Source organism: Streptomyces sp. NPDC058371 (assembly GCF_042723265.1).
Taxonomy (GTDB): Bacteria; Actinomycetota; Actinomycetes; order Streptomycetales; family Streptomycetaceae; genus Streptomyces.
In genome coordinates this window covers 261,453-283,586 of the sequence record NZ_JBHXJC010000005.1, presented here as the reverse complement: position 1 = coordinate 283,586, position 22,134 = coordinate 261,453, and the positions used below count along the sequence as shown (strand labels likewise).

General features: G+C 71.6%; 24 protein-coding genes. 13 read left to right on the top strand and 11 right to left on the bottom strand.

Annotated elements, in window-relative coordinates; genetic code table 11:
• The first annotated feature begins 257 nt into the window (after nt 1-257).
• Complete coding sequence (locus tag ACFWM2_RS18575; RefSeq protein ID WP_383280468.1) at nt 258-1,133, top strand: glycerophosphodiester phosphodiesterase; 876 nt, start codon at nt 258-260, stop codon at nt 1,131-1,133.
• Nucleotides 1,134-1,225: 92 nt separating this feature from the next.
• The gene (locus ACFWM2_RS18570; RefSeq protein WP_383280465.1) at nt 1,226-1,780 is read left to right on the top strand and encodes a methylated-DNA--[protein]-cysteine S-methyltransferase; all 555 of its coding nucleotides are present in this window, start codon (nt 1,226-1,228) and stop codon (nt 1,778-1,780) included.
• A 91-nt stretch (nt 1,781-1,871) separates the two neighbouring features.
• Here the strand turns inward: ACFWM2_RS18570 and ACFWM2_RS18565 are convergent, their stop codons facing one another.
• Nucleotides 1,872-2,234 (bottom strand): cupin domain-containing protein, encoded by a 363-nt coding sequence (locus ACFWM2_RS18565; RefSeq protein ID WP_383280462.1) that lies wholly within the window; start codon nt 2,232-2,234, stop codon nt 1,872-1,874.
• 84 nt (nt 2,235-2,318) lie between these two features.
• Nucleotides 2,319-2,747, bottom strand: a complete 429-nt coding sequence (locus tag ACFWM2_RS18560) for a VOC family protein (RefSeq protein WP_383280459.1) — start codon at nt 2,745-2,747, stop codon at nt 2,319-2,321.
• Nucleotides 2,748-2,845: 98 nt separating this feature from the next.
• Between ACFWM2_RS18560 and ACFWM2_RS18555 the strand changes: the two genes are divergently transcribed.
• A complete protein-coding gene (locus ACFWM2_RS18555) occupies nt 2,846-3,751 on the top strand; it encodes a pseudouridine-5'-phosphate glycosidase (RefSeq protein ID WP_383280456.1) in 906 nt (301 codons plus the stop codon).
• A 41-nt stretch (nt 3,752-3,792) separates the two neighbouring features.
• Nucleotides 3,793-4,746: a carbohydrate kinase family protein gene (locus tag ACFWM2_RS18550; protein ID WP_383281098.1), complete on the top strand. Its 954-nt coding sequence runs from the start codon at nt 3,793-3,795 to the stop codon at nt 4,744-4,746.
• Between the two features lie 321 nt (nt 4,747-5,067).
• Here the strand turns inward: ACFWM2_RS18550 and ACFWM2_RS18545 are convergent, their stop codons facing one another.
• The gene (locus ACFWM2_RS18545) at nt 5,068-5,862 is read right to left on the bottom strand and encodes a methyltransferase domain-containing protein (RefSeq protein ID WP_383280453.1); all 795 of its coding nucleotides are present in this window, start codon (nt 5,860-5,862) and stop codon (nt 5,068-5,070) included.
• Nucleotides 5,863-6,129: 267 nt separating this feature from the next.
• Between ACFWM2_RS18545 and ACFWM2_RS18540 the strand changes: the two genes are divergently transcribed.
• Nucleotides 6,130-7,257, top strand: coding sequence for a magnesium and cobalt transport protein CorA (locus ACFWM2_RS18540; RefSeq protein ID WP_383280450.1), 1,128 nt, complete (start codon nt 6,130-6,132; stop codon nt 7,255-7,257).
• Nucleotides 7,258-7,327: 70 nt separating this feature from the next.
• Here the strand turns inward: ACFWM2_RS18540 and ACFWM2_RS18535 are convergent, their stop codons facing one another.
• The 4 genes from ACFWM2_RS18535 to ACFWM2_RS18520 form a co-directional block, all read right to left on the bottom strand.
• Complete coding sequence (locus ACFWM2_RS18535; RefSeq protein WP_383280448.1) at nt 7,328-7,756, bottom strand: CBS domain-containing protein; 429 nt, start codon at nt 7,754-7,756, stop codon at nt 7,328-7,330.
• 232 nt (nt 7,757-7,988) lie between these two features.
• The gene (locus ACFWM2_RS18530) at nt 7,989-8,402 is read right to left on the bottom strand and encodes a PPOX class F420-dependent oxidoreductase (RefSeq protein WP_383280445.1); all 414 of its coding nucleotides are present in this window, start codon (nt 8,400-8,402) and stop codon (nt 7,989-7,991) included.
• Nucleotides 8,403-8,461: 59 nt separating this feature from the next.
• Nucleotides 8,462-9,103 (bottom strand): uridine kinase, encoded by a 642-nt coding sequence (locus ACFWM2_RS18525; protein WP_383280442.1) that lies wholly within the window; start codon nt 9,101-9,103, stop codon nt 8,462-8,464.
• A 10-nt stretch (nt 9,104-9,113) separates the two neighbouring features.
• Complete coding sequence (locus tag ACFWM2_RS18520; RefSeq protein ID WP_383280439.1) at nt 9,114-9,788, bottom strand: winged helix-turn-helix transcriptional regulator; 675 nt, start codon at nt 9,786-9,788, stop codon at nt 9,114-9,116.
• Nucleotides 9,789-9,886: 98 nt separating this feature from the next.
• On the opposite strand from ACFWM2_RS18520, the gene ACFWM2_RS18515 reads away from it, so the two are divergent.
• The 4 genes from ACFWM2_RS18515 to ACFWM2_RS18500 all read left to right on the top strand — a co-directional run bounded on the left by ACFWM2_RS18515 (nt 9,887) and on the right by ACFWM2_RS18500 (nt 14,353).
• The gene (locus tag ACFWM2_RS18515; protein ID WP_383280436.1) at nt 9,887-10,600 is read left to right on the top strand and encodes an NAD(P)-dependent oxidoreductase; all 714 of its coding nucleotides are present in this window, start codon (nt 9,887-9,889) and stop codon (nt 10,598-10,600) included.
• Nucleotides 10,601-11,021: 421 nt separating this feature from the next.
• Nucleotides 11,022-11,714, top strand: a complete 693-nt coding sequence (locus tag ACFWM2_RS18510; RefSeq protein ID WP_383280433.1) for a DUF2293 domain-containing protein — start codon at nt 11,022-11,024, stop codon at nt 11,712-11,714.
• A gap of 190 nt (nt 11,715-11,904) precedes the next feature.
• Complete coding sequence (locus ACFWM2_RS18505) at nt 11,905-12,384, top strand: DUF1772 domain-containing protein (protein ID WP_383280430.1); 480 nt, start codon at nt 11,905-11,907, stop codon at nt 12,382-12,384.
• Between the two features lie 478 nt (nt 12,385-12,862).
• Nucleotides 12,863-14,353 (top strand): glutamate synthase subunit beta, encoded by a 1,491-nt coding sequence (locus ACFWM2_RS18500; RefSeq protein WP_383280428.1) that lies wholly within the window; start codon nt 12,863-12,865, stop codon nt 14,351-14,353.
• Between the two features lie 119 nt (nt 14,354-14,472).
• Here ACFWM2_RS18500 and ACFWM2_RS18495 read toward each other — a convergent pair whose 3' ends face one another.
• Nucleotides 14,473-15,075 (bottom strand): carboxymuconolactone decarboxylase family protein, encoded by a 603-nt coding sequence (locus ACFWM2_RS18495; RefSeq protein WP_383280427.1) that lies wholly within the window; start codon nt 15,073-15,075, stop codon nt 14,473-14,475.
• A 41-nt stretch (nt 15,076-15,116) separates the two neighbouring features.
• Here ACFWM2_RS18495 and ACFWM2_RS18490 point away from each other — a divergent pair, with 41 nt between their 5' ends.
• Nucleotides 15,117-16,535, top strand: coding sequence for a PLP-dependent aminotransferase family protein (locus ACFWM2_RS18490; protein WP_383280424.1), 1,419 nt, complete (start codon nt 15,117-15,119; stop codon nt 16,533-16,535).
• Between the two features lie 39 nt (nt 16,536-16,574).
• On the opposite strand, the gene ACFWM2_RS18485 is transcribed toward ACFWM2_RS18490, so the two are convergent.
• The 3 genes from ACFWM2_RS18485 to ACFWM2_RS18475 form a co-directional block, all read right to left on the bottom strand.
• A complete protein-coding gene (locus ACFWM2_RS18485) occupies nt 16,575-17,378 on the bottom strand; it encodes an SAM-dependent methyltransferase (RefSeq protein WP_383280421.1) in 804 nt (267 codons plus the stop codon).
• Between the two features lie 186 nt (nt 17,379-17,564).
• A complete protein-coding gene (locus ACFWM2_RS18480) occupies nt 17,565-17,828 on the bottom strand; it encodes a DUF397 domain-containing protein (protein WP_383280419.1) in 264 nt (87 codons plus the stop codon).
• Nucleotides 17,829-18,689, bottom strand: a complete 861-nt coding sequence (locus ACFWM2_RS18475) for a helix-turn-helix transcriptional regulator (protein WP_383280416.1) — start codon at nt 18,687-18,689, stop codon at nt 17,829-17,831. It abuts the gene before it with no gap.
• 178 nt (nt 18,690-18,867) lie between these two features.
• On the opposite strand from ACFWM2_RS18475, the gene ACFWM2_RS18470 reads away from it, so the two are divergent.
• The 3 genes from ACFWM2_RS18470 (at nt 18,868) to ACFWM2_RS18460 (ending at nt 22,130) form a co-directional block, all read left to right on the top strand.
• The gene (locus tag ACFWM2_RS18470; RefSeq protein ID WP_383280413.1) at nt 18,868-19,575 is read left to right on the top strand and encodes an ATP-binding protein; all 708 of its coding nucleotides are present in this window, start codon (nt 18,868-18,870) and stop codon (nt 19,573-19,575) included.
• Nucleotides 19,566-20,012, top strand: coding sequence for a hypothetical protein (locus ACFWM2_RS18465; protein ID WP_383280410.1), 447 nt, complete (start codon nt 19,566-19,568; stop codon nt 20,010-20,012). Before ACFWM2_RS18470 ends, ACFWM2_RS18465 begins: the two co-directional genes overlap by 10 nt.
• Nucleotides 20,013-20,318: 306 nt before the next feature.
• Nucleotides 20,319-22,130, top strand: a complete 1,812-nt coding sequence (locus ACFWM2_RS18460) for an ABC transporter ATP-binding protein (protein ID WP_383281095.1) — start codon at nt 20,319-20,321, stop codon at nt 22,128-22,130.
• The last annotated feature ends 4 nt before the right edge of the window (nt 22,131-22,134 follow it).

Below are 22,134 nucleotides of genomic sequence, written 5' to 3'. Positions count from 1 at the left end.
GATGTGGCCCGGAACTCCCTGGACTGCCCCCGCCCCGGGGCCGCCGCAACGGCCAGGGTCGAGGCAGAGAGTATGACTGCCACCGGAATGGTCGAACGATTTTCCGGCAAAGAAACACGCCCTTGCCCCAGTTGTGGGGCCCGTGTGCACGGATTTGGACAACTCCATTCAATCGGTGGCCATCCTGTACCCCTCTGCTGTTGACCCTCTGCTGTCACTCTTGTGCTGTCTGTGATCGCTCGACGCGAGGAGTACGTATGCACGCGCGCGTTGCCGCCGCCACGACCGCCGCGCTTCTCGGGGGCGCCGTCGTGATACTCCCCTCTTCCCCGGCCCACTCCGCGACCGGCAGCGGCGGCCCGGTGGTCGTCTCCCATCGCGGCGCCTCCGCGTACGCACCGGAGAACACCCTGGCCGCCATCGACAGGGCGGACGACATGGATTTCCGCTGGGTCGAGAACGACGTACAGCGCACCAAGGACGGCGTACTCGTCGTCATCCACGACGACACGCTGACGCGTACGACCAATGTCGAGGAGGTCTATCCCCGCCGTGCCCCCTGGAAGGTCAAGGACTTCACCGCGAAGGAGATCTCACGTCTGGACGCGGGCAGCTGGTTCGCCCGGCGCTACGCGGGCGCGCACGTGCCGACGCTGAAGCAGTACATGGACCGCGTGTCGCGCAACCACCAGAAGCTCGTCATGGAGATCAAGAACCCCGAGCTGTATCCGGGGATCGAACGCCAGACCCTCAAGCTCCTGAACAGCGCGGGCTGGCTGGACGCCGACCACCTCAAGAACCGGCTGATCGTGCAGAGCTTCAGCCCGGCCAGTGTGCGCACGGTCCACAACCTGCGTCCCGGAGTGAAGACCGCTCTCCTGGGCACACCGTCGGTCGCCGACCTGTCGACGTACGCGGAGTTCACCGACCAGATCAACTCGTCGTACACCTCGATCTCCACCGGTTACGTCGCCGCGATCCATGCCTTCGACGGTCCGCACGGCAAGCCGTTGGAGATCCTCACCTGGACCGTCAACGACACGGCAGCGGCCCGGCGCGTCGCCGGCTACGACGTGGACGGCGTCATCACCAACCGGCCCGACGTGGTGCGACGGGCCCTCAGCGCGTACTGAGGTCCTCGCCCGGTCCGACCGGCCCGTGGCGTGGACGCCCGAGGGTGTCCACGCCACGGGCGTTGTCATTGGTGCGCCGTACGGTGGACCGCATGGACAGCCACGGGCAGTACGAGCAGCAGGTCGTGTGGACCGCCGTCGGCACGGACATCGGTCCACTGCTGCTGGCCGCGACACGCGACGGCCTGGTGAACGTCGTGTTCCACGCCACGGACGCGGTGCGTGACAAGGCGCTGGAACGGCTCGCGTCGCGGCTCGGCGCCGAGCCCGTCGAAGCACCCGGCTCCCCGCTGCTGGCGGAGGCGATACGCCAGGTGACGGCGTACTTCGCGGGCGAGCGCCGGGCCTTCGAACTGCCGCTGGACTGGTCCCTGATCTCCGGGTTCAACCGTCAGGTGCTGCGCGAGCTCGCCTCCGGTGTCCCGTTCGGGGCGGTCGTCGGCTACGGCGATCTGGCGGGCCGGGTCGGTCAGCCGGGCGCCGCGCAGGCCGTGGGTGTGGCCATGGGGTCGAATCCTCTGCCGGTGGTGGTGCCCTGCCATCGGGTCGTCGAGAGCGACGGCGGCATCGGAGGGTTCGGGGGCGGCCTGGAGACCAAACGGAAGCTGCTGGCCCTGGAAGGGGTGCTGCCGGAGCCGCTGTTCTGAGGCGGCCCGTGCGGCTTCCCGGTCGAGCAGGTCAGGTGCCCGCGAGGCGAGGTTGATCCGGGGGTCAGAAGCTGATGTGGCGACCGGGGGGTCAGAGGCTGATGTGGTACGCCTTGCGGAGCGTCTCGTGGACCGTCCAGGTCGTGCGGTCGCCCTCGCGCAGGATCGCCGCGTCGCCGGGTCCCACCTCGAGGACGTCGCCGCCCTCGACCTCGACGGTGGCTCGGCCGCTGACGACCACGAAGAGTTCGTTGGCCTCCGTGTCGGTCACCACGCCCGGGGTGATCTGCCAGATGCCGCGCAACTGCTTGCCGTCGGCCGACTCCCAGAGCACCTTGCCCGTCACGACCGGCGTCCCGGAGACGACCTGGGCCGGGTCGAGCGGCTCCGGCTCCAGCTCGGCGTCGGGAATGTGCACGGCGAAGGACGGGGTGGCCTGGTTCTTCGTGGTCATGGGCGGCACCCTAGCCGCAGCCCTCACGGCGGGGTTCAGCCGGTCCGCCTCCTCGTGCTCGTGCTCGTGCTCGTGCTGATAGCCCTACTCGTAGTGCCGCGCTTCGAAGACGTTTCCGTCCGGGTCGCGGAAGTAGAAGCTCCGCTTGGCCGGTCCGCGGGCGCCGAACGAGTCGTACGAGAAGTCCGAGACGGGCACCGACCGCTCCTCCAGACGCGTACGCAACGCGTCGAAATCGCCTTCCCGAAGCGACAGGCAGACGTGGTTGACCGGGTGGCCGGCACTCTCGGCGGCTCCGGGGACCATGCTCATGTGCTCGGCCATGGTGAGCGGCATCAGGTCGAAAATGGTCTCCGCATTGAGGCGTACCGAGGGAAACGAGGCCTTTCCCGCAGCGAATTCGGGGAGCCTCAGGGGTTCCAGGCCGACCGCCTTCTCATAGAAGTCGGCGGCGGAGACCGGATCCCGGACCCAGAGGACGACATGGTCGAGACGTGTCGCGTTGTCCGTCATGTACCCAGGCTGGTGGTGTATCGCGGAGCTCGCAAGGGTTTGACCGGACGCGCCGCCCGCCAGGGATGAGGGAAGACCGACAGACAGGAGACAGGCACGTGGTTGTGGTGTCCGAAGAGGTGCGGGAGGCGCTCGGCGCGCGCCGGCCGGTGGTGGCCCTGGAGTCGACGATCATCGCGCACGGGCTGCCACGCCCCCGCAATCTGCAGGTGGCCCTGGAGCTCGAGGACGTCGTACGGCAGGAGGGTGCCGTACCCGCGACGATCGCCGTGCTGGACGGGCGGCCCCATGTCGGTCTGGACAAGGAGCAGCTGGAGCGGGTCGCGAACGAGGACGGGATCCGCAAGCTCGGACACCGTGATCTGCCGCTCGCGGTGGCGGCGGGCGCGAGCGGGGCGACGACCGTGTCGGCCACAGCGCTGCTGGCGGCCCGCGCGGGCGTGCGCGTGTTCGCCACGGGCGGGCTCGGCGGGGTGCACCGGGAGTGGACGGTGACACAGGACGAGTCGGCCGACCTGGGGCTGCTGGCGCGCGTCCGGATCACGGTGGTGTGCGCGGGCGTCAAGTCCATCCTGGACGTGCCCGCGACCCTGCAACGTCTGGAGACCCTGGGGGTCGCGGTGGCCGGGTACGGCACCGGGCGTTTCCCCGGCTTCTATCTGTCCGACTCGGGGCATCCGGTGGACTGGACGCTGGAGTCGCCGGTCCAGGTGGCGGACGTCATGCGCGCGCAGGACGCCCTCGACGGCCCGGAGTCGGCCCTCATCGTCGCCAACCCCGTTCCCGAGGAGGAGCAACTCGATCCCGCGCTTCACGCGCGCGTGCTCGCCGACGCGCTGCACGCGGCCGAGGCGGAAGGGGTGACCGGGCAGGCGGTCACGCCGTTCCTGCTCGACTATCTGGTGCGGCACACCGACGGCGCCTCGCTGAGCGCCAACCTGGCGGCGGTACGGGGCAATGTCCGGCTCGCGGGACGGATCGCGGCGGCCTGGGCGGGGGCGTGACGACGCCCGACCGCGCGGATGCCGATGGGGTACGTCACGAGGTGCACGCGCGCGGGACCGTTTCCCGAGGCGCCGGGGCTCGTACGGCCTCGGCTGCCGGCGCGCTGCTGGTCGTCGGTGACATCGTCACGGACGTCGTCGCCCGGCACCGCGGTCCGCTCGCGTCGGGCACGGACACAGCCGCCGCCATCCGAACCCTGCCGGGCGGCGCGGGCGCGAACGTGGCGTGTTGGGCGGCCTACTGGGGCTGCGAGGACGTACGGCTGCTCGGGCGGGTGGGCTCGGACGCGGCCGCGTGGCACGAGCGGGAGCTTGCCGCCTCCGGTGTCCGGCCCCGTCTCGTCGTCGATCAGGAAGCGCCCACGGGGACCGTGATCTGCCTGGTGGACACGGGCGCCGCGGCCGAGCGCACGTTCCTCACGGACAGCGGTGCGTCTCTGCGGCTCGCTCCCGACGACTGGTCGCCCTCGCTGCTGGACGGGGTCGGCCGGGTGCATCTGTCCGGCTACCTCTTCTTCTCCGCGCCGAGCCGGGCACTGGTGGCGGTCGTCCTGGAGTCGGCACGCGCGCGTGGCGTGCCGGTGAGTCTGGACCCGGCGTCGGCCGGGTTCCTCACGGAGCTGGGCGTGGACCGCTTTCTCGCGCTCGCCGAGGGGGTCGACGTACTGCTGCCCAGTCGCGACGAGGCGTGTCTGCTGACCGGGCTGCCCGACGCGGCGGACGCGGCCGCCAAGTTGAGCCGCCACGTCCCCCTGGTGGTCGCCAAACAGGGCGGCGACGGAGCTCTCGTCGCGCGGGCCGGCGAGATCGGGGCCCGTGTCCCCGCGGCGCCCGCCGCACCGAGGGACACGACCGGCGCCGGTGACGCCTTCACCGGAGCGTTCCTCGCCGCCCTGCTCGCGGGCACCGAGCCGGAGGACGCGGCAGTGCAGGGGTGCAGGGCGGGCGCGCAGGCGGTGGAACGGGTGGGCGGGCGGCCGCCGACGGCTTCCTGACGGAGGCGGTCGGACAGTGGGACGGCCTCTATGGAGCGCGGTAGTCGGCGTGGGTTCTGTTCCGGGACGGGGGCAGTACGGGGGCCGTGGGGACGGCGGAAGGGTGCGGGTTTCTTCGGACGGCGGGCGGGGCGCGGGGCTGCCCTTTCGGTGGGCGTTCGGCTGCGGCACCCTTTGGACGGCGATGGGCTGCGACAGCCTTCGGAAGGCGATGGGCTGCGACAGCCTTCGGGAGGCGATGGGCTGGGGCACCCTTCGGGAGGCGATGGGCGTGCGGGCCTCTCCGGACAGCAGCCGGCGCGAGGCCCCGCCCGTTCTCCTCTACGCCTTGCGGCCCCAGGCCGAGACCATCGGGGCCGTGGCCAGATCCATGGTTCCGGCGGCCACGTTGGCCAGGTGACGGTCGATGTCCTGGTCCGTGGCGCGGCCCGCGGCGACGAGCTGATCGCGGATCTGACGGACCGTCGCCGTCTCCAGTGCGGCACACGCGGCCGAGGAGACGGGGAAGTAGGCGTCGGCCTCCACGCGGCGCAGGCCCGCCTCGCGGAGCTGGCGCGGGAGCGTGCGGCCGTACGACAGATCCGCGCCGCGCTCGGTGAGCAGGTGGCGGTAGCCCTTGCGCAGACGGTTCGCCAGTTGCTGCTCGGGGCCGTACTCGTCGGGGCACAGGTGCGGCTGGAGCGAGAGGTCGGTGTCCTCGACGAGGAGCCGGCCGCCGGGCCGCAAGGCCCTGACCATCGAGCGCAACGCCCGCTCGCGGTCCGGGACTTGGGCCAGCACGAGCCGTGCGTGCACCAGGTCGAAGCCCTCCCCCGGCGGCTCCTCCGCGGCCACGTCGTGGACCCGGACCTCGACCGGCGGACGCGCGACCGAGGCCACCCACGAGGTGTCGATGTCGGTGGCGAGGACCCGGCCGGTCGGGCCGACCTTCTTGGCCAGCCACGACACCACCGAGGTGCCGCCGGCGCCGACCTCCCAGCAGCGCCAGCCGGACCCGATGCCGAAACGCTCGATGTGCCGGAAGGTCGTGGGGTCGAAGAGAGGGGCGAAGGCGTCGAAGCGCTGCCTCGCCTCGGTCTGCCGGTTGCCGAGTAGATACCCGTCGGTTCGCGTCATGCGGGAATCATCCCAGTTGTCCGGCTTGTCGGGCTTGGTCGACGCACCCGATCCGAGGCATGCCCTCGCATCGGATCCGTGGCGCGCCCGGCATCGGACCGACGGGGCGCCGAGGGCGCCGGGCCGCCCTCCGGCGTCGCACAGTTCGGCCGTACGGAGCGGAGGGTTCCGTTCCCCCAGGCTTTCCCAGCGCCCGATTCATGCTGGCAGACTGGCCGCGGCAAGGCGCAATGCACGGCGCGAAGGGATCCACGCGAGGAGATCCGGATGTCCATGGCAGGGAATCTGCGGAAGGTCACAGGCCTCGGCAAAGTCGGCGGCCTCCGCACTGTGGCGCGGCTGACCCGACGGCACCCCCGCGTCGACCTGAGTCACCCCGCCCGCTCCCCGCTGGGTTCGGCGGTGGTCAACTGCGTGACCTACAAGGACGGCGCCAGAGTTCCCGGCGGCAGCGATCTGGTCGACGCCGTGGAGCAGGTGCGCAAGCGCGACGACGGTTTCGTCTGGCTGGGGCTGCACGAGCCGACGGACCAGGAGTTCGCCGGCCTCGCCGAGCTCTTCGACCTGCACCCGCTGGCGGTCGAGGACGCGGTGCACGCCCACCAGCGCCCGAAGCTGGAGCGGTACGGCGAAACGCTGTTCGCGGTGTTCAAGACGGTCTGTTACGTCGAGCACCAGGAACTCACGGCGACCAGCGAGGTGGTGGACACCGGCGAGATCATGGTGTTCATCGGCCGCGACTTCGTGATCACGGTGCGGCACGGGCGACACGGCTCCCTGGGTCCGCTACGGGAAGAACTCGAGGCCGACCCCCGACAGCTGGCCAAGGGCCCGGCCGCGGTGCTGCACGCGATCGCGGACCACGTGGTCGACGACTACCTCACCGTCACCGACGCCGTGCAGGAGGACATCGACCAGGTCGAGACCGATGTCTTCGCGGAGAACGGCGCGCGCGCCGACCCGGGGCGCATCTATCAGCTCAAGCGTGAACTCCTTGAACTGAAGCGGGCCGTGGTCCCGCTGGCCCGACCCCTGCTGGATCTCGCCACCCGGCCGATCCGGGTGGTCGACCCTGAGATACAGGCCTACTTCCGGGACGTCTCGGACCACCTGTTGCGGGTCACGGAACAGATAGCCGCGTTCGACGAACTGCTGAACTCGATTCTGCAGGCGCACCTCGCGCAGGTGACGGTCGCGCAGAACGAGGACATGCGCAAGATCACGGCCTGGGCGGCGGTCATCGCGGTGCCGACGATGGTCTGCGGGGTGTACGGCATGAATTTCGACCACATGCCGGAGCTGCACTGGCGGTACGGCTACGGCCTGGTCGCGGGCCTGACAAGCGTGGCGTGTCTGATCCTCTACCGGGGCTTCCGGCGCCACGGCTGGCTGTGAGGCGCGCGAACACCCGCGTCCGGAGGAGAAGGCCGAGCGGACGCGGGCGTCAGCGGGTCCGTCGCCGACGTCAGTGCGTCGCGCTCTTCGCGTAGACGCTCTCGACCCAGGCGGCGAGCTGGTCGTCCGTCAGGTGCTGGGCGAGGTCGGCCTCGCTGATCATGCCGACCAGCCGCTTGTTCTCGATCACGGGGAGCCGGCGGATCTGGTGCCCCTGCATCTCGTGGAGCACCTCGCTCACATCGGCGTCGGCCTCGATCCAGCGCGGTGTGCCCTGGGCCATGTCGCCGGCCGTGATCCGTGCCGGGTCGTGTCCCATGGCCACACAGCCGATGACGATGTCGCGGTCCGTGAGGATGCCGCAGAGCCGTTCGTTCTCGTCGCTGATGGGCAGCGCGCCGACATTGAGTTCGCGCATCAGCTGGGCCGCGCGGTCCAGGGTCTCGTGGGCGGGAATCCACTGGGCGCCACGATGCATGATGTCTCCGGCGGTGGTCATGAAATACCTCCCGGTGCCGGGCGGCCGGCGCGACGCAGGAAGGCACCGCTAGTCCCGGCGCCCTTCATTCTCGCCGCGCCCCCGGGGATGCGCACCCCGAAGTCCAGCGGCACGGGCTGCGGGCCCCCGTGCCGCATGGACTGAGACCGAGAAGCCGCAGAGGCTCGGGCCAAGCACCCGCAGGGGCTCAGGCCGAGAACCCGCAGGGGCTCAGCCGAAAAGCCGCAGGGGCTCAGGCGGAAAAGCCGACGATCTTCTGCGGGACGACGCGAATGATCACGCGGACCTCCTCGTCCTTCTCCGCCGGAGGGTCGATGCCGAGGTACTTGTGGGAGAGCTCGTGCGGGAGGCGCTTGTTCTCGTCGGGGAGGATCTCGGCGGTGCCCCGGATCTCCACCGAGGTGTAGGGGTTGGCGAGTTCGAAGATCGAGAGGCTGACTCGGGGGTCCCGTTGGAGGTTGCGCACCTTCTGGCGGCCCTCCGTCGAGGAGAACAGCACGGAGTCGCCCTCGCGTTTGATCCAGACCACCGAGTTGTGAGGAGTACCGCCGGGGCCGAGGGTGGCGACGCTGGCGAAGTTCTTGCCGTCGAGGAGGGCGCGGACCGAGTCGTTGAAGGAGACCGAAGTGCCGGAGGGAAGCGTCATGGACACAGACTAACTCCATGCACGTGCATGGAAAGCGCTTTTGGGTTCAGTGCTCGCGATCAACCGTTCCACGCCGGGTGACGCGGGTCGTCGGCGCGGACCAGGACGTCGGCCGTGGTGCCCGGGTCCACCTCGGCCTCGTAACGCTCGAAGGCGGGGAGGTTCCAGTGATCTCCCTCGGGGGTGCGGCGGCGGAGGGCGCCCGGGGAGAGGAGGACGTGCACCGTCAGATCGAAGGGAAACCAGTGACGCAACAGGAGGGGGCCGTGCAGCAACAGCAGTCCACCGGGCGGGAGTTGGACGTAGGGGCTGCGGGTGGCGCGGTCGGTGACCGGGTCCCAGAGGTCGGGCAGGACGCGGCCGTCGCCGTCTGGTTCGAGCGGGCCGAAGACTTCGCGCCACAGGGCGCCGGTGTCGAACCAGCCGTCGTAGTACGCCTCCACGTCCTCGTGTCCGTACTCGAACCGGAGAGAAGCGGGGCGCAGGAATCCGTCCGTGCCGACGACCAGCGAGGACCGGCCGCGGACGCGCAGCGCCTCGGACACGCTGTGCGCGAGGTCGCCGGGGCGGGCGGCCGGCGCCCCGTCGAAGGCAATGCGCGGCCAGGGGCTGCCGTCGTCCGGCTTCAGGTCGAGCAGCCGGTCGGCGAGCAGGTCGCCGAGACGTTCCCAGGTGATCGCTTCGAGTCGCACAGAGCCCATGATGCCGCGCTCATGGCGCGGCCTCGTGGGTACGGCGGGCGGTGAGGAGGCGTGGCAGATGCTCGGCGCTCCAGGCGCGGGCCGCATCGAGGAGGGGGATCAGGGTGTGACCGAGAGGGGTGAGGGCGTATTCGACGCGGGGCGGGTTCTCGTCGTATGCCGTGCGGGTGATCAGGCCGTCGCGTTCCATCGCGCGGAGGGTCTGGCTGAGGACCTTGGGGGTGATGACGGGCAGGGGGACACGCAGTTCGGTGAAGCGGCGCGGACCGGCTTCGAGGCAGCGGATCGCCATGCCGGTCCACTTGTCACCGACCCGGAAGGGCATGGCTCCCGACGGGCACAGGGGGTCGAACATGTCGGCGTCCAGGCTCCCGGCCGGACCGGGGCGCGGCTCCCCGCGTCCCACCTCGGGGCCGCGGGCCTCAACCCCGGGAGACTCGGCGTCCGGCGACTCGGCACACGGCAGCCGGGCATACGGCAGCCGGGCATTAGGCAGCCCGGTATATGGCAGCTCAGCAGACGCAGATCCCGCGCGGGACGACTCCACACAAGACGGCTCGCTGCCGGATGACTCGGTGCGGGACGGCTCGGTGCGGGACGGCTCGCTGCGGGACGGCTTGCTGCGGGACGGCTTGCTGCCGGATGGCTCGGCGCGGGGCTGCTCGATCCGGGGCTGCTCGGTCATCGTCCGAGGCTAGCGCCGATATCTTTGAAGTAACCGGTATCCCGTGGATACCGTCCAGGTCAGCGGGTCAAATGCGTTGTCTGGCAGGGAGGTTGGGCATGGCCGGGATCGTCGTGTTCGGAGCGGGTGGGCGCGCGGGGCGGGCGGTGACGGACGAGGCGCGGCGGCGAGGACACCGCGTCACGGCCGTGGTGCGGGATCCGGGGCGGTATCCGGAGCCGGGGGCCGACGGCGTGACGGTGGCGCGCGGGGACGTCACCGATCCCGGGGCGGTCGCCGAGGTAGTGGGCGGGCATGCCGCGGCGGTGCACGCGGTGTCGCCCTTCAGCGGTCCTGAGCAGGGGTTCGACTCACTCGACCCGGAGTTCTTCGTCAAGGCGGCGGACGCGCTGCTGGGCGGGCTCGCCGGCGCGGGAGTGGGGCGGCTCGTCGCCGTGGGGCTGTTCGCGCATCTCGTCGGGGCGGACGGGCGGGCGGTGATGGACGATCCGGCGGCGTTCCCGGCGGAGATCCGGCCGTTCGCGCTGGCGCACGCGGCGGGGCTGCGGCGATTGCGGGAGGCGACGGAGCGAGGGGGTGAGGCCGGGGCGGGGGTCGACTGGGTGATGCTCACACCGCCCGCCCGGCTGGAGGTCGGCGCGCCGCGCACCGGGCGGTACCGGCTCGGGGGCGAGCGTGCGCCCGACGCGGATGCGTGGCTGTCGTACGCGGACCTCGCGGTGGCGGTGCTCGACGAGATCGAGACGCCGACGCTGCACCGTACGCGGGTGTCGGTGTTCAATTCCGCCGGCCCCGGAGACGCTGGCTCGTGAGGAGGTGAACGTACTCGGGTGTCAGTGCTCAAGCCCTCCGCCCCCGGAGACGCTGGCTCGTGAGGAGGCTCGACGTTAGGCGGGTGTCAGTACTCAGGCCCTCCGCCCCCGGAGACGGTGGTTCGTGAGGAGGCTCGACGTTAGGCGGGTGTCAGTACTCAGGCCCTCCGCCCCCGGAGACGTTGGCTCGTGAGGAGGCTCGACGCACACGGGCGTCAGTGCTCAAGCCCGCCCGGCCCGGGAGACGGTGGCTCGTGAGGAGGCTCTGCGTACGGGAATCTCGGTGTTCGGTTCCGCGACCCCGGGGGACGTTCGCGGGGGCTCACGGAGGCCGGTCCAGGGGCGCGCGTGAACTGGTGAACTACGGCAACGACACGCGTCGGTGACGTGCTTCCGGGGGCGGCCGGGGAATGAACCGCGTATGGCACGGATCGTAACTCCCCCGTCCCGCACCGGGCTTCTCGTCGTCCAGCCGCTCAAGAAGCGGCACTGTGCCGAGTGCCGGAGCGGGCCGCTCGCGCTGTTGGTACTGGAGGAGGGGACACCGCGGTGTCTGGACTGTGCGGACCTCGGGCACCTGGTCTTCCTGCCGCGGGGGGACACCGCGCTGACGCGGAGGTCGCGGGAGGCGAGCGCGCTGTCGGCGGTGGTGGTGCGGTTCAACCGGCGACGGGCGCGGTACGAGCGGCAGGGCGTCCTGGTCGAGGAGTCGGCGCTCGCCCTGGCCGAGGTGCGGTGCCTGGCGGACGCGGAGGCCCGGCGGCGGCGCCGGACGCGGGACGCGCGGCGGCGGGCGGCGGAGGACGTGCGCTTCACGGAGGTGTTCGCCGAGGAGATCCAGCGGCTGTTTCCCGGGTGCCCGGCCGGTCGGGCGAACACGATCGCCGCGCATGCCTCGGTGCGCGGGAGCGGGCGGGTCGGACGCAGCGCGGCCGGCCGTGCCCTGTCCGAGGCAGCGGTGACCTCGGCGGTCCGGGCGTCCGTACGGCATACGGAGACCCCGTACGACCAGCTGCTGATGAGTGGCGTGCCGCGGCACGAGGCCCGGCGCCGGATCGCGGCCGCGACGGAGGCGACGCTGAGCGGATGGCGCGCCGGTCAGGCGACGGGGTGAGAGGGGGGAGACGGGGTGACCGGGGCGTCGAGGTCCCGTCGGGCGGGCGCCCGGCGCAGGCACGGGGAGAGACGCTCGTGTATGCGTCTGCGCAGTTCGGCCATGGTCGCGGTGATCGTGCGGGTATTGACTTGAGGTGACGGTCGGGGGCCGTGCAGGATCTTGGAATTCGGGCGGACGGGGAGTGGACATGATCGGTGGGCCGTACTTCGTGCTGACGGTGCTGGGCGTGCTCGGTACCGGGCTGGTGGCCGGCGTCTTCTGCGGCTTCTCGACGTTCGTCATGAAGGGGATCGCCGCGCTGCCGCCGGCGCAGGGCGTCGCGGCGATGCAGGCGATCAACGTGGCGGCGCTGACCCCGGCCTTCATGGCCGTGTTCGTCGGTACGGCCGTGCTGTGCGCGGTGCTGGCGGTGGTGACGTTCGTGCTGTGGCCGGACGACGGCACGGTGGAGCTGCTGCTGGGCAGCGCGCTGTATCTCTTCGGCACGTTCGGGGTGACGGCCGCCGCGAACGTCCCGCGCAACGACAAGCTCGCCACGATGGATCCGGGTGCCCCGGAGGCCACCGCGTACTGGAGCACGTACGTGGGCGAGTGGTCGATGTGGAACCACGTCCGCACGGTCTCGTCGGCCGCAGCGACGGTCTCGTACATACTCGCGCTCACCTGAGCCCGGCCCTCCGGGATGCACGGGAGGACTGAGCCCCCGGAGCGAGACCGCAACGCAGAACCGGCACCCGGCGTCAGGACCGCACCGCAAGACCGGACTCGCCGCGGGGGCGCGCCGCCGAACCGGAACCCGGCACGGCGCCGCACGGCAAGACCGGTACCCGCCGCAGGAAGCGCACCCCAGAACCAGCACCCGACCCGGCGCCGCACGGCAAGACCGGTACCCGCCGCGGCACCACACCGCAGAACCGGAGCCCGGAGCCCGGAGCCCGGAACCCGGCACCCGGACCGCACCGGCGGGCCGGCGGACCGGCGGACCGGCGGACCGGCGGACCAGTGGACCGGCGGACCAAGGCCGCGAGCATCCGGTCCGAGCAGGGCGAACCGGGCGGCGGAAGCCGAGCGGCGCGCGGAAGGGCGAGGCCGTATCGTGGCCGAAAGAGCATTCGACCCCGTACGCGTACGCAAGGGAGACGGCCATGGCCGATCCCAAGGGTTTCCTCACCACTCCGCGCGAAGAATGGCCCCGCCGGCCCGTCGAGGAACGGGTGCGGGACTGGGACGAGGTGTACGTCCCCGGGGCACTGCTGCCGATCATCAGCAGGCAGGCCGACCGCTGCATGGACTGCGGGGTCCCCTTCTGCCACGAGGCCTGCCCGCTGGGCAATCTGATCCCGGAGTGGAACGACCTCGTCTCACGGGACGACTGGCGGGCGGCGAGTGACCGGCTCCACGCGACGAACAATTTCCCCGAATTCACCGGGCGGTTGTGCCCGGCGCCCTGCGAGGCGGGATGCGTGCTCGCCATCAACCAGCCCGCGGTCACCATCAAGAACGTCGAGGTGGCCATCGCCGACCGGGCCTGGGAGGACGGTTTCACGCCACCGCGTCCGCCGGACCGGCTCTCCGGGCGGACGGTCGCCGTGATCGGCTCGGGGCCCAGCGGGCTGGCCGCGGCCCAGCAGTTGACGCGGGCCGGGCACACCGTCGCCGTGTACGAGCGGGCCGACCGGATCGGCGGCCTGCTGCGGTACGGCATCCCGGCCTTCAAGATGGAGAAGCGGCATCTGGACCGGCGGCTCGGGCAGATGCAGGCGGAGGGCACCAAGTTCCGTACGTCGGTGGCGGTCGGACGGGATGTCGGTGCCGCGGAGCTGCGGGCGCGCTACGACGCCGTCATCCTCGCCGTCGGCGCCACGGCCTGGCGTGAACTTGCCGTACCAGGACGGGAGTTGGACGGAATCCATCAGGCGATGGAGTATCTCCCGCTCGCCGACCGGGTGTGCGAAGGGGATCTGGAGGTCTCGCCGCTGTCCGCGGCCGGCAAGCATGTGGTGATCATCGGCGGCGGTGACACGGGCGCGGACTGTCTGGGCACGGCCGTGCGTGAGGGGGCCGCGTCCGTGACGCAGCTGGACATCTACGCGCAGCCGGCGGCGGAGCGCGACGAGGATCTCGAGCCGTGGCCGACGTATCCGAAGATCTACCGGCTCTCGGCGGCGCACGAGGAGGCCGGGGAGCTGGAGACGGCGCCCGCCGCGGACGCGGACGCCCGGCTGTTCGCGGCGTCCACGCTCCGCTTCACCGGGGACGCGGCGGGACATGTGCGCGCGCTGCACCTGGTCGAGGTGGACGCGGGGCGCCGCCCGGTCCCCGATTCCGGGCGGAGTCTTCCCGCCGACCTCGTGCTGCTCGCCCTCGGCTTCTCGGGCCCCGACCGGCACGACGGTCTGCTCGAGCAGCTCGGGGTCACCCTCGACTCCCGCGGCACGATCACCCGCAACGCGGATTTCGCCACCAGCGCCCCCGGAGTCTTCGTGGCCGGCGACGCCGCGCGCGGCCAGTCCCTCATCGTCTGGGCCATCGCCGAGGGCCGCGCGGTGGCGTCGGCGGTCGACCGCCATCTGACCGGCGGCGCCTCGCAGTTGCCCGCGCCGATCGGGCCGTACGACCGCCCGATGACGGCGTAGCGCCAGGACGGACCGCGTGACGCGGTGACGCGGGGCCAGGGCTGTCCGGGCCGCCTCCCCGGTGACCGCGGTCCGAGTTCCTTGGGCGAGCCCGTTCGCGCACCCGCCCTCCCCCGGCGTCAGGCGCGGGTGTCCGTGCCCGCCACCTTGGCCGTCGACAGGGCGACCCGGTTCCAGGTGTTGATCGTGAAGATCAGGGCGAGGACGTGGGCCAGTTCCTGTTCGTCGAACCGGGCGGCGGCCTCCGCGTAGACGTCGTGCGGGACGCCACCGCCGGCGACCAGGGTGACGGCCTCCGTGAGGGCGAGCGCGGCCTGCTCCTTCGGCGTGAAGAAGTGCCGGGCCTCGCGCCACACCGCGACCATGTGCAGCCGGTCCTCGCTCTCGCCCGCCTTGCGCGCGTCGTTGGTGTGCATGTGAAGGCAGTACGCGCAGTGGTTGAGGTGCGAGGCGCGGATCTGGATCAGCTCGACGAGGGCCGGGTCCAGTCCCTCGCGCGCCGCCGCGTCGAAGCCGATGAGCGCGCGGAAGGCCTTGGGCGCGGCCTTCGCGAAGTCGAGCCTGGGAGTCACCGGCGCGCCCACCCCCAGGGGAGCGGCACCAGCGTGGCCCGTCGAACCCCCCGCCGTCACGCTCGCCGGCATCTCGCTCCCCGTCGTCCGGTTCGCCGTCGTGTGCATCGTGTTCGCCGTCGTGTGCATCGTGTTCGTCGTCATGCCCATGAATCTACGGGCCGGATAGACCCCCTGTAGGGTGCAATTTCATGGCTGATTCATGGGTCAATTCGGCGGAGCGGATCGGTGCCGATCTGCACTTGGAGATGGCCGGCGCGGGTCCCCGCCGGGCGGCGCTGATCCGCGCGCTGCGGGAGGCCGTGCGCTCGGGGCGGCTCGCGCCGGGAACGCGGCTGCCGCCGTACCGCTCACTCGCCGCGGACCTCGGGGTCGCCCGCAACACGGTCGCCGACACGTACGCCGAACTCGTCGCCGAGGGCTGGCTCACCGCCCGGCAGGGCTCGGGCACCCGGGTCGCGGAGCGTGCCGAGCCGTTGGGGGCACACGCGCGCGTGCCGACGAAGGCGCCGCCACGCGCGCGTGGACCGCGGCACGATCTGCGGCAGGGGACTCCGGACGCGTCGTCGTTCCCGCGCGCCGCCTGGCTCGCCTCGTACCGGCGGGCGCTCCAGCAGGCACCCAACGAGGCCTTCGGGCCGGGCGATCCGGCCGGCCGGATCGAGCTGCGCCGCGCGCTCACCGAATATCTGGCACGCGCGCGAGGAGTGCGTACCGAGCCGGAACGGATCGTGATCTGCTCGGGCTTCGCGCACGCGCTGCGGCTGCTGTTCGCGGGTACCGGCGGGGTGCTGCGCGGGCCGCTGGCCGTCGAGTCGTACGGCCTCGGCTTCCATCGCGAGCTGCTGGCCACCGCCGCCGTACGGACCGTGCCGCTGCCCCTGGACGAAGACGGCGCTCTGGTCGGCGAGTTGGGCCGGGAGCGGGCCGTCCTGCTCACGCCCGCGCACCAGTTCCCCACCGGCGGTCCGCTGCACCCCTCGCGGCGCGCGGCCGCGGTCGACTGGGCACGCGCGCGGGGCGGGGTCATCCTGGAGGACGACTACGACGGGGAGTTCCGTTACGACCGCAAGCCCGTCGGCGCCGTGCAGGGGCTCGACCCGGAGCGGGTCATCCACATCGGGTCCGTCAGCAAGAGCCTGTCACCGGCGCTGCGGCTGGGGTGGATGGTCGTTCCGGAGCGGTATGTCGACGGGGTCCTCGCGGCCAAGGGCGAGCGCGAGGCATGGGCGAGCGTGCCGGACCAGCTGACGCTCGCGGACTTCATCGTCTCCGGGTCGTACGACCGCCATGTGCGGCGTATGCGGCAGCGGTACCGGGTGCGGCGCGACCGGCTCGTCGCCGCGCTCGCCACGCACGCGCCGCACGTCGAGGTCACCGGGATCGCCGCCGGGCTGCACGCGGTACTGCGCCTGCCGCCGGGCACCGAACAGTCCGTGGTCAAGGCTGCCGTCTGGCAGGAGGTCGCCCTGGACGGCCTCGCCGAGTTCCGCCATCCGGCGGCGACGATGTCCGCGCCGGACGGCCTCGTCGTGGGGTACGCGACACCCGCGGAGCACGCGTACGGGGCGGCGCTGGACGCGTTGTGCGGGGTGCTGCCGCCGGGGTGAGCGGGGTGCCCTCCGACAACGGGTGCCCTCGGACAACCCCTACCCCTTGCGCCCCACCGCCGCGTACCCCGGCACCGGCTCGTCGCCCTGGACCCGGATCACCTCGCCGAGCTCCGGTTTCCAGTCGGCGACCAACGCGACGCCGGGCTCGACGAGTTCGAGTCCGTCGAAGAACCGCGCGATCTCCGCGCGGCCGCGCAGCGCCATGGTCAGCCCACGCCTGCGGTACATCTCGGTGGCCGTCGCCGCCTTCTCCGTGTCGAAGTCGCCCGAGGCGTGGGAGAGCATCAGGTAGCTGCCGGAGGGGAGTTCGGCGAGAAAGCGCTCCACGAGTTCGTACGCGCCGTCCTCGTCGGCGACGAAATGCAGCAGCGCGACGAGGGAGAGGGCCACCGGCCGGCTGAAGTCCAGGATCTTCGCGGCCTGTTCGAGAATTCTGGCCGGGTCCCGCACATCGGCCTGAAGGTATTCGGTGACCCCGTCGGGTGTGCTGCGCAGCAGTGCCTCGGCGTGGGCCAGCACGATGGGGTCGTTGTCGCAGTAGACCACGCGTGCGTCGGGCGCGACCTGCTGGGCGATCTGGTGCAGATTGGGTTCGGTCGGTATGCCGGTGCCGACGTCCAGGAACTGCCGTACGCCGTTGATCGCCAGCCAGCGGGTGGCCCGGTGCATGAAGGCCCGGTTGACCTGCGCCATCACCGGCACCCGCGGGTCGAGCGCGAGGAGTTGCCGACCCATCTCCTCGTCGACCGGGTAGTTGTCCTTGTCGCCGAGGAACCAGTCGTACATCCGCGCGGGATGCGGTCTGCTCGTGTCGATCTCGATGGGGGGCTGCCCGCTCATGGCGATCTCCGTAGGTCCGCGGGTCGGCAGATGATCACGTCAGCACCCAGGCTAGGAAGTCGGGAGGGAAAAGAAGAGAGCCCCGCGCTCGGGACCGAGTGGTTCAAGACATCCGGCGGCCCCTCGGGACATCGGGCCCTCAGGACATCGGGCCCTCAGGACGGCAGTCCCGCGGCACCGCGGCCCTCAGGACAGCAGGAAATCCGCGTCTCCCGCCTTCGCGCCCTGGATGAACGCGGTGATCTCACCGGCGGTGTAGATCAGGGCCGGTCCATCGGGATCGGCCGACTGCCGGACAGCGATCCGGCCGTCGTCGAGCTTCATCGCCTCCAGGCAGTTGCCGCCGTTGCCGCCGCTCCACGGTTTGCGCCAGCCCTCACTGCCGAGTTCCCGGGCGGGCATGCCGTTGTAGATGCGCACATTGCGTATCCGCGGCCCGATGCGTTCCATTCACAGCTCCTTGCGGAGATCCCGGAGAATCTCCTTCGTGCGATGTGCCGTAGCGGCCTGGGCCGCCATGCGGTCCATGACCTCGAGATGGGTGGCCACCTCGGCGCGCGCGTCCAGGTAGACAGCCCCGGTCAGGTACTCGCTGTAGACCATGTCCGGCAGTTCCGGCATGGCGAAGCGGAACAGCACGAAGGGCCCGTACGTGCCGGGATGCGGCCCCGCGGCGAACGGGGCGACCTGCAGCGTCACGTTGGGCAGCTTCGTGGCCTGAAGCAGCCTGTCGATCTGGCCGCGCATGACGTCGGGGCTGCCGACGGGACGGCGCAGGGCCGTTTCGTCCATCACGGCCCACAGCCGGGGCGCGTCCTCGCGGATGAGCAGATCCTGGCGTTGCATGCGCAGCGCGACATGGCGCTCGATGTCGTCGGGTCTGGTCTGGCCGATGGCGCCCGACTTCAGGACGCCACGCGCGTAATCCTCCGTCTGCAACAGGCCGGGCACGAAGTGGGGTTCGTACGAGCGGATCAGGCTGGCCGCGCCCTCCAGGCTGACGTACATCGAGAACCAGCCGGGCAGGATGTCGTGGAACCGCTGCCACCAGCCGGGTTTGTTGGCCTCCTCGGCCAACAGCACGAAGGCCTCGGCCTCTTCGTCGGAGACGCCGTACGACTTCAGGAGGAGCTGGAGGTACGGAATTTTGAGGGAGACCTCGGCCATCTCCATACGGCGGACGGTGGCGGGGGCGACCCGCAGGACCCGTGCGGCCTCCTCACGCTTGAGACCCGCACGTTCCCGCAGGTCCAGGAGGCGCCGGCCGAGGACGACCTGGCCGACCGTCGGCGCGGACCGCGGTTCGCTCACGTCCCACCTCCACTGAGTCCTGACAGCCCGGGCGGCGCCGTTGGGTGTCCTTTTCGCGGATCCCAACTGGCGCCGCTCTGCGTGCTGTTGCGAGCAGTGTGCCACGGCCCTCCGGAAGGCACACGGCACTCTGCAATTTTCAGAGTGACACTTGCCAAGTGTTCACGCCGGGGCGATAGTGGCAAGCGTGACTCCGTCCGCGCCGTTAGGAACAGACGCCGCCGCAGACCGGTTCGGTCTCCGTGCCGCCACAGGGGTGCGCCCCGAGGCAGCCGCAGAGCGCCGGTTCCGCTTCGAGCTGGCCGCCCACCCGGGCTCCGTGAGACAGGCCCGCCGCCTGACCCATGCCCGGCTGTCGCACTGGGCGGTCTGCGAGGACACCTGCGACACGGCGGCTCTGGTCGTCTCCGAGCTGGTGACCAACGCGATCGTGCACACCGCGAGCCGCAGCGTCGTCTGCGAGCTCCACGACGGTGACGAGCTGGTGCGGATAGCGGTCCGTGACGAGGGGTGCGCGCCGGGTGAGCCGCACGTTTCGCCGCAGCGGCCCGATGAGGAGCACGGGAGGGGATTGCTCCTCATCGCGGCCGTCTGCCGGGCCTGGGGTGCCCAGGACACCGGGCCGGGACTGCTCGTCTGGGCGGAGCTGCCCCGCACGACGGACGAATCACAGGCCGACACCGGCCTGCCACACACGTACACGCCCGAGCTGTACCCGCCGGAGCTGGGGATCCGGCAGCACACCGGTGCCCCGGCCCGCTCGGGGGGCCGGGGCCCGGACACCGAACCGCGATCCGATCTGGGGTGGAGCGCGAAGAAGCCGCCGGCCGACGGCCGGGGGTCCGGGGCGCAGGCTTTCCTGGGGACGGGGGCCGAATGGGTGTGAGGGCGATGTCGACCGGGCCGGCCCCGGTGCTGTCCTTGGACACGCTGGTCCGTGTGAAGCGCGGGCAGCGTCCGTCCGAGGCACCGAGACGTCTCCCCATACCCGAGGGCATGACGGTGCCGCTGGGCTGCGACGCGGTGGCGGTGCCCGCCCGCTTCGGCCCGCTGCTGCTGCCCCGGCTGCCACGCGTGGGCTGTGTGTACGCCGACCCTGCGTACTGGTGGTGGATCGTCCCCTCCGACTCGGATGTCGCCCTCGAATGGCCGGCGCCCGCCCACTACGCCATTGGTGCGGTCCTGCCGGAGACACCCTGCGTTCCCGGGCTCATCCACAAACCGGACGGCACGATTCCGTACACCCCGCCGATCCCTCTCTACCTGGCCGTCTGCCGGATCATGGGCATACCACCGGCCTGGTCCCGCCACATCAGCGCCTGAGTCACAGCGGCCCCCGGCCGGGGGCGCGTCCACGGGCGCCGGACGGACGTTGACCGTCACCGGCGCGCACTCCGGGGCCAGGAGTGCGCCGACCGTACCCGAACTCCCTTGCCACCACGGGTGGAAGACGCCATTCCTGGGGAGGGCACCGTGCGTGCACTCTCGGGGAGGCCAACGGTGAGAAAGAAAAGCGGCACCGACCCGGCGCCGTCCGACTCGGAACTCCTGCTCTTCGGCGGCCCGTTGCGCTACGACACGGGCTGGTCCCAGCACTCCGAAGCGTTCCTGGAGCTCAACTTCCGCGCCATGGTGACCAGGCTGCCGTCCCTGCTCGCGTCCAGTTTCCGGCTGGCCTGGCAGGCGGACCGGGGCGCGGCGCGGACCGTACTGGCCGCCGAGGTCGGCCGCGGCGCGGCCCAGGCGGTGAGCCTGCTGGCGGTCAACAGCGTGCTGGGGCGGGTGATGGCGAGCGGCCCGGTGGAGGACCGGCTGCGCGGAGCCGTCCCGGCGCTGGCCACGGTCGCCGCCGTGACACTGCTCGCCGCGCTGCTGCGGGCCACGTCGACGTACGCCACCGGCCGTCTGGAGCCGAAGGTGGAGCGGGTGGCGACGGAGCTGTATCTGGAGCGGGCGGCGGGCGTGGAGCTGGCCGCGATCGAGGACGACGCCTTCCACAAGCTGCTGGACACCGCGCAGTACGGCGCCACCTCGGCCCGGCGGATGATCTCGGTCGCCACCCAGGTCGTGAACGCGATGATCTCCCTGATCGCGGCGGCGGGCGTGCTGACGGTGCTGCATCCCGCGCTGCTGCCGCTCCTGGTGACGATGACGCTGCCGAGTGCCTGGAGCGCCCTGACCAACGCGCGGCGCCGGTACGAGTCGTTCCACGCCTGGGTGCAGCACGCGCGGGCAGGCCGGCTGATCAGCGGTCTGCTCACCGAGCCCGCCGCGGCACCGGAGATCCGGGTGCACGGCGTGGGGCCGTTCCTGCTGCGCCACTTCCGTTCGATGTCGAAGACGGCGGAGGTGGAACAGGCACGGCTGGCCAGGCTGACCGCGCGGACGGGGTTGATCGCGGCGGCCTGGACGGGGCTCGCCACCGTGGCGACGTACGCGACACTCGGCGGGTTGCTGCTCGGCGGCGCGATGGCGCTCTCCGTGGCCGGTACGGCGGTGATCGCGATCCGCACGGGCTCCGCGAGCCTCGACACCCTCGTCCTGGCGGTCAACTCCCTGCACGAGGAAGCCCTGTTCGTGGGCGACCTGCAACGCCTGTTCGTCGAGGCGGCGCGGCGCACGGTTCCCGAGGGCGGCGATCCGCTCCCCGCGGAGCCCCGTGAAATCCGCTTCGAGAACGTCACGTTCACCTATCCGGGTGCCTCGGCCCGGCCCGCGCTGGACGACGTGACGCTCACTCTGCCCCTGGGCCGGATCGTGGCGCTCGTCGGCGAGAACGGTTCGGGGAAGACGACCCTGGTCAAACTGCTGGCCGGGCTGTACGCGCCCGACGGGGGCCGCATCCTGTGGGACGAGGTGGACGCGGCGCACGCGGACCGGCGTCAACTCGCCGAGCGGATCGCCATGGTGGCGCAGGACTTCAAACGGTGGCCGTTCACGGCCCGGGTCAATGTCGCGGTGGGACGGGCCTCGGCGCCGCTCACCGATGAGCGGCTCGCCTCGTCGGTCGCCGAGGCCGGGGCGGAGGACGTCGTGGAGGATCTGCCGCGCGGCCTCGACACGCTCCTGGGCCGCGGCTTCAGCGGCGGGCACGAGCTGTCGGGCGGCCAGTGGCAGCGGCTCGGGATCGCGCGGGCGGCCTACCGGCGCGGGCGGATCCTGATCGTGGACGAGCCGACGGCGGCGCTCGACGCCCGGGCCGAGCTGGAGGTCTTCGAGAAGATCCGGGCCCTGGCCGGCACCGGCCAGACGGTCGTCCTCATCACGCACCGGCTGGCGTCGGTGCGCCACGCCGATCTGGTGCACGTACTGGAACAGGGCCGGCTCGTGGAGTCCGGCACCCCGGACGAGTTGCTGGCCACGGGTGGGGTCTACGCGGAGCTGTACTCGCTGCAGGCGGAGCAGTTCACGAGGAAGGTGCCCGCCCCGAAGGCGGGCTGACCCC

Excerpts from the sequence above, each read along its gene's own strand:
- ACFWM2_RS18540 (WP_383280450.1), top strand. The coding sequence starts at position 6,130 with ATGTCCATGGCAGGGAATCTGCGGAAGGTCACAGGCCTCGGCAAAGTC.
- ACFWM2_RS18515 (WP_383280436.1), top strand. The coding sequence starts at position 9,887 with ATGGCCGGGATCGTCGTGTTCGGAGCGGGTGGGCGCGCGGGGCGGGCG.
- ACFWM2_RS18480 (WP_383280419.1), bottom strand. The coding sequence starts at position 17,828 with ATGGAACGCATCGGGCCGCGGATACGCAATGTGCGCATCTACAACGGC.
- ACFWM2_RS18500 (WP_383280428.1), top strand. The coding sequence starts at position 12,863 with ATGGCCGATCCCAAGGGTTTCCTCACCACTCCGCGCGAAGAATGGCCC.
- ACFWM2_RS18465 (WP_383280410.1), top strand. The coding sequence starts at position 19,566 with ATGGGTGTGAGGGCGATGTCGACCGGGCCGGCCCCGGTGCTGTCCTTG.
- ACFWM2_RS18460 (WP_383281095.1), top strand. The coding sequence starts at position 20,319 with ATGGTGACCAGGCTGCCGTCCCTGCTCGCGTCCAGTTTCCGGCTGGCC.
- ACFWM2_RS18495 (WP_383280427.1), bottom strand. The coding sequence starts at position 15,075 with ATGGGCATGACGACGAACACGATGCACACGACGGCGAACACGATGCAC.
- ACFWM2_RS18545 (WP_383280453.1), bottom strand. The coding sequence starts at position 5,862 with ATGACGCGAACCGACGGGTATCTACTCGGCAACCGGCAGACCGAGGCG.
- ACFWM2_RS18490 (WP_383280424.1), top strand. The coding sequence starts at position 15,117 with ATGGCTGATTCATGGGTCAATTCGGCGGAGCGGATCGGTGCCGATCTG.
- ACFWM2_RS18505 (WP_383280430.1), top strand. The coding sequence starts at position 11,905 with ATGATCGGTGGGCCGTACTTCGTGCTGACGGTGCTGGGCGTGCTCGGT.
- ACFWM2_RS18485 (WP_383280421.1), bottom strand. The coding sequence starts at position 17,378 with ATGAGCGGGCAGCCCCCCATCGAGATCGACACGAGCAGACCGCATCCC.
- ACFWM2_RS18530 (WP_383280445.1), bottom strand. The coding sequence starts at position 8,402 with ATGACGCTTCCCTCCGGCACTTCGGTCTCCTTCAACGACTCGGTCCGC.
- ACFWM2_RS18570 (WP_383280465.1), top strand. The coding sequence starts at position 1,226 with ATGGACAGCCACGGGCAGTACGAGCAGCAGGTCGTGTGGACCGCCGTC.
- ACFWM2_RS18510 (WP_383280433.1), top strand. The coding sequence starts at position 11,022 with ATGGCACGGATCGTAACTCCCCCGTCCCGCACCGGGCTTCTCGTCGTC.
- ACFWM2_RS18520 (WP_383280439.1), bottom strand. The coding sequence starts at position 9,788 with ATGACCGAGCAGCCCCGGATCGAGCAGCCCCGCGCCGAGCCATCCGGC.
- ACFWM2_RS18535 (WP_383280448.1), bottom strand. The coding sequence starts at position 7,756 with ATGACCACCGCCGGAGACATCATGCATCGTGGCGCCCAGTGGATTCCC.
- ACFWM2_RS18575 (WP_383280468.1), top strand. The coding sequence starts at position 258 with ATGCACGCGCGCGTTGCCGCCGCCACGACCGCCGCGCTTCTCGGGGGC.
- ACFWM2_RS18525 (WP_383280442.1), bottom strand. The coding sequence starts at position 9,103 with ATGGGCTCTGTGCGACTCGAAGCGATCACCTGGGAACGTCTCGGCGAC.
- ACFWM2_RS18560 (WP_383280459.1), bottom strand. The coding sequence starts at position 2,747 with ATGACGGACAACGCGACACGTCTCGACCATGTCGTCCTCTGGGTCCGG.
- ACFWM2_RS18565 (WP_383280462.1), bottom strand. The coding sequence starts at position 2,234 with ATGACCACGAAGAACCAGGCCACCCCGTCCTTCGCCGTGCACATTCCC.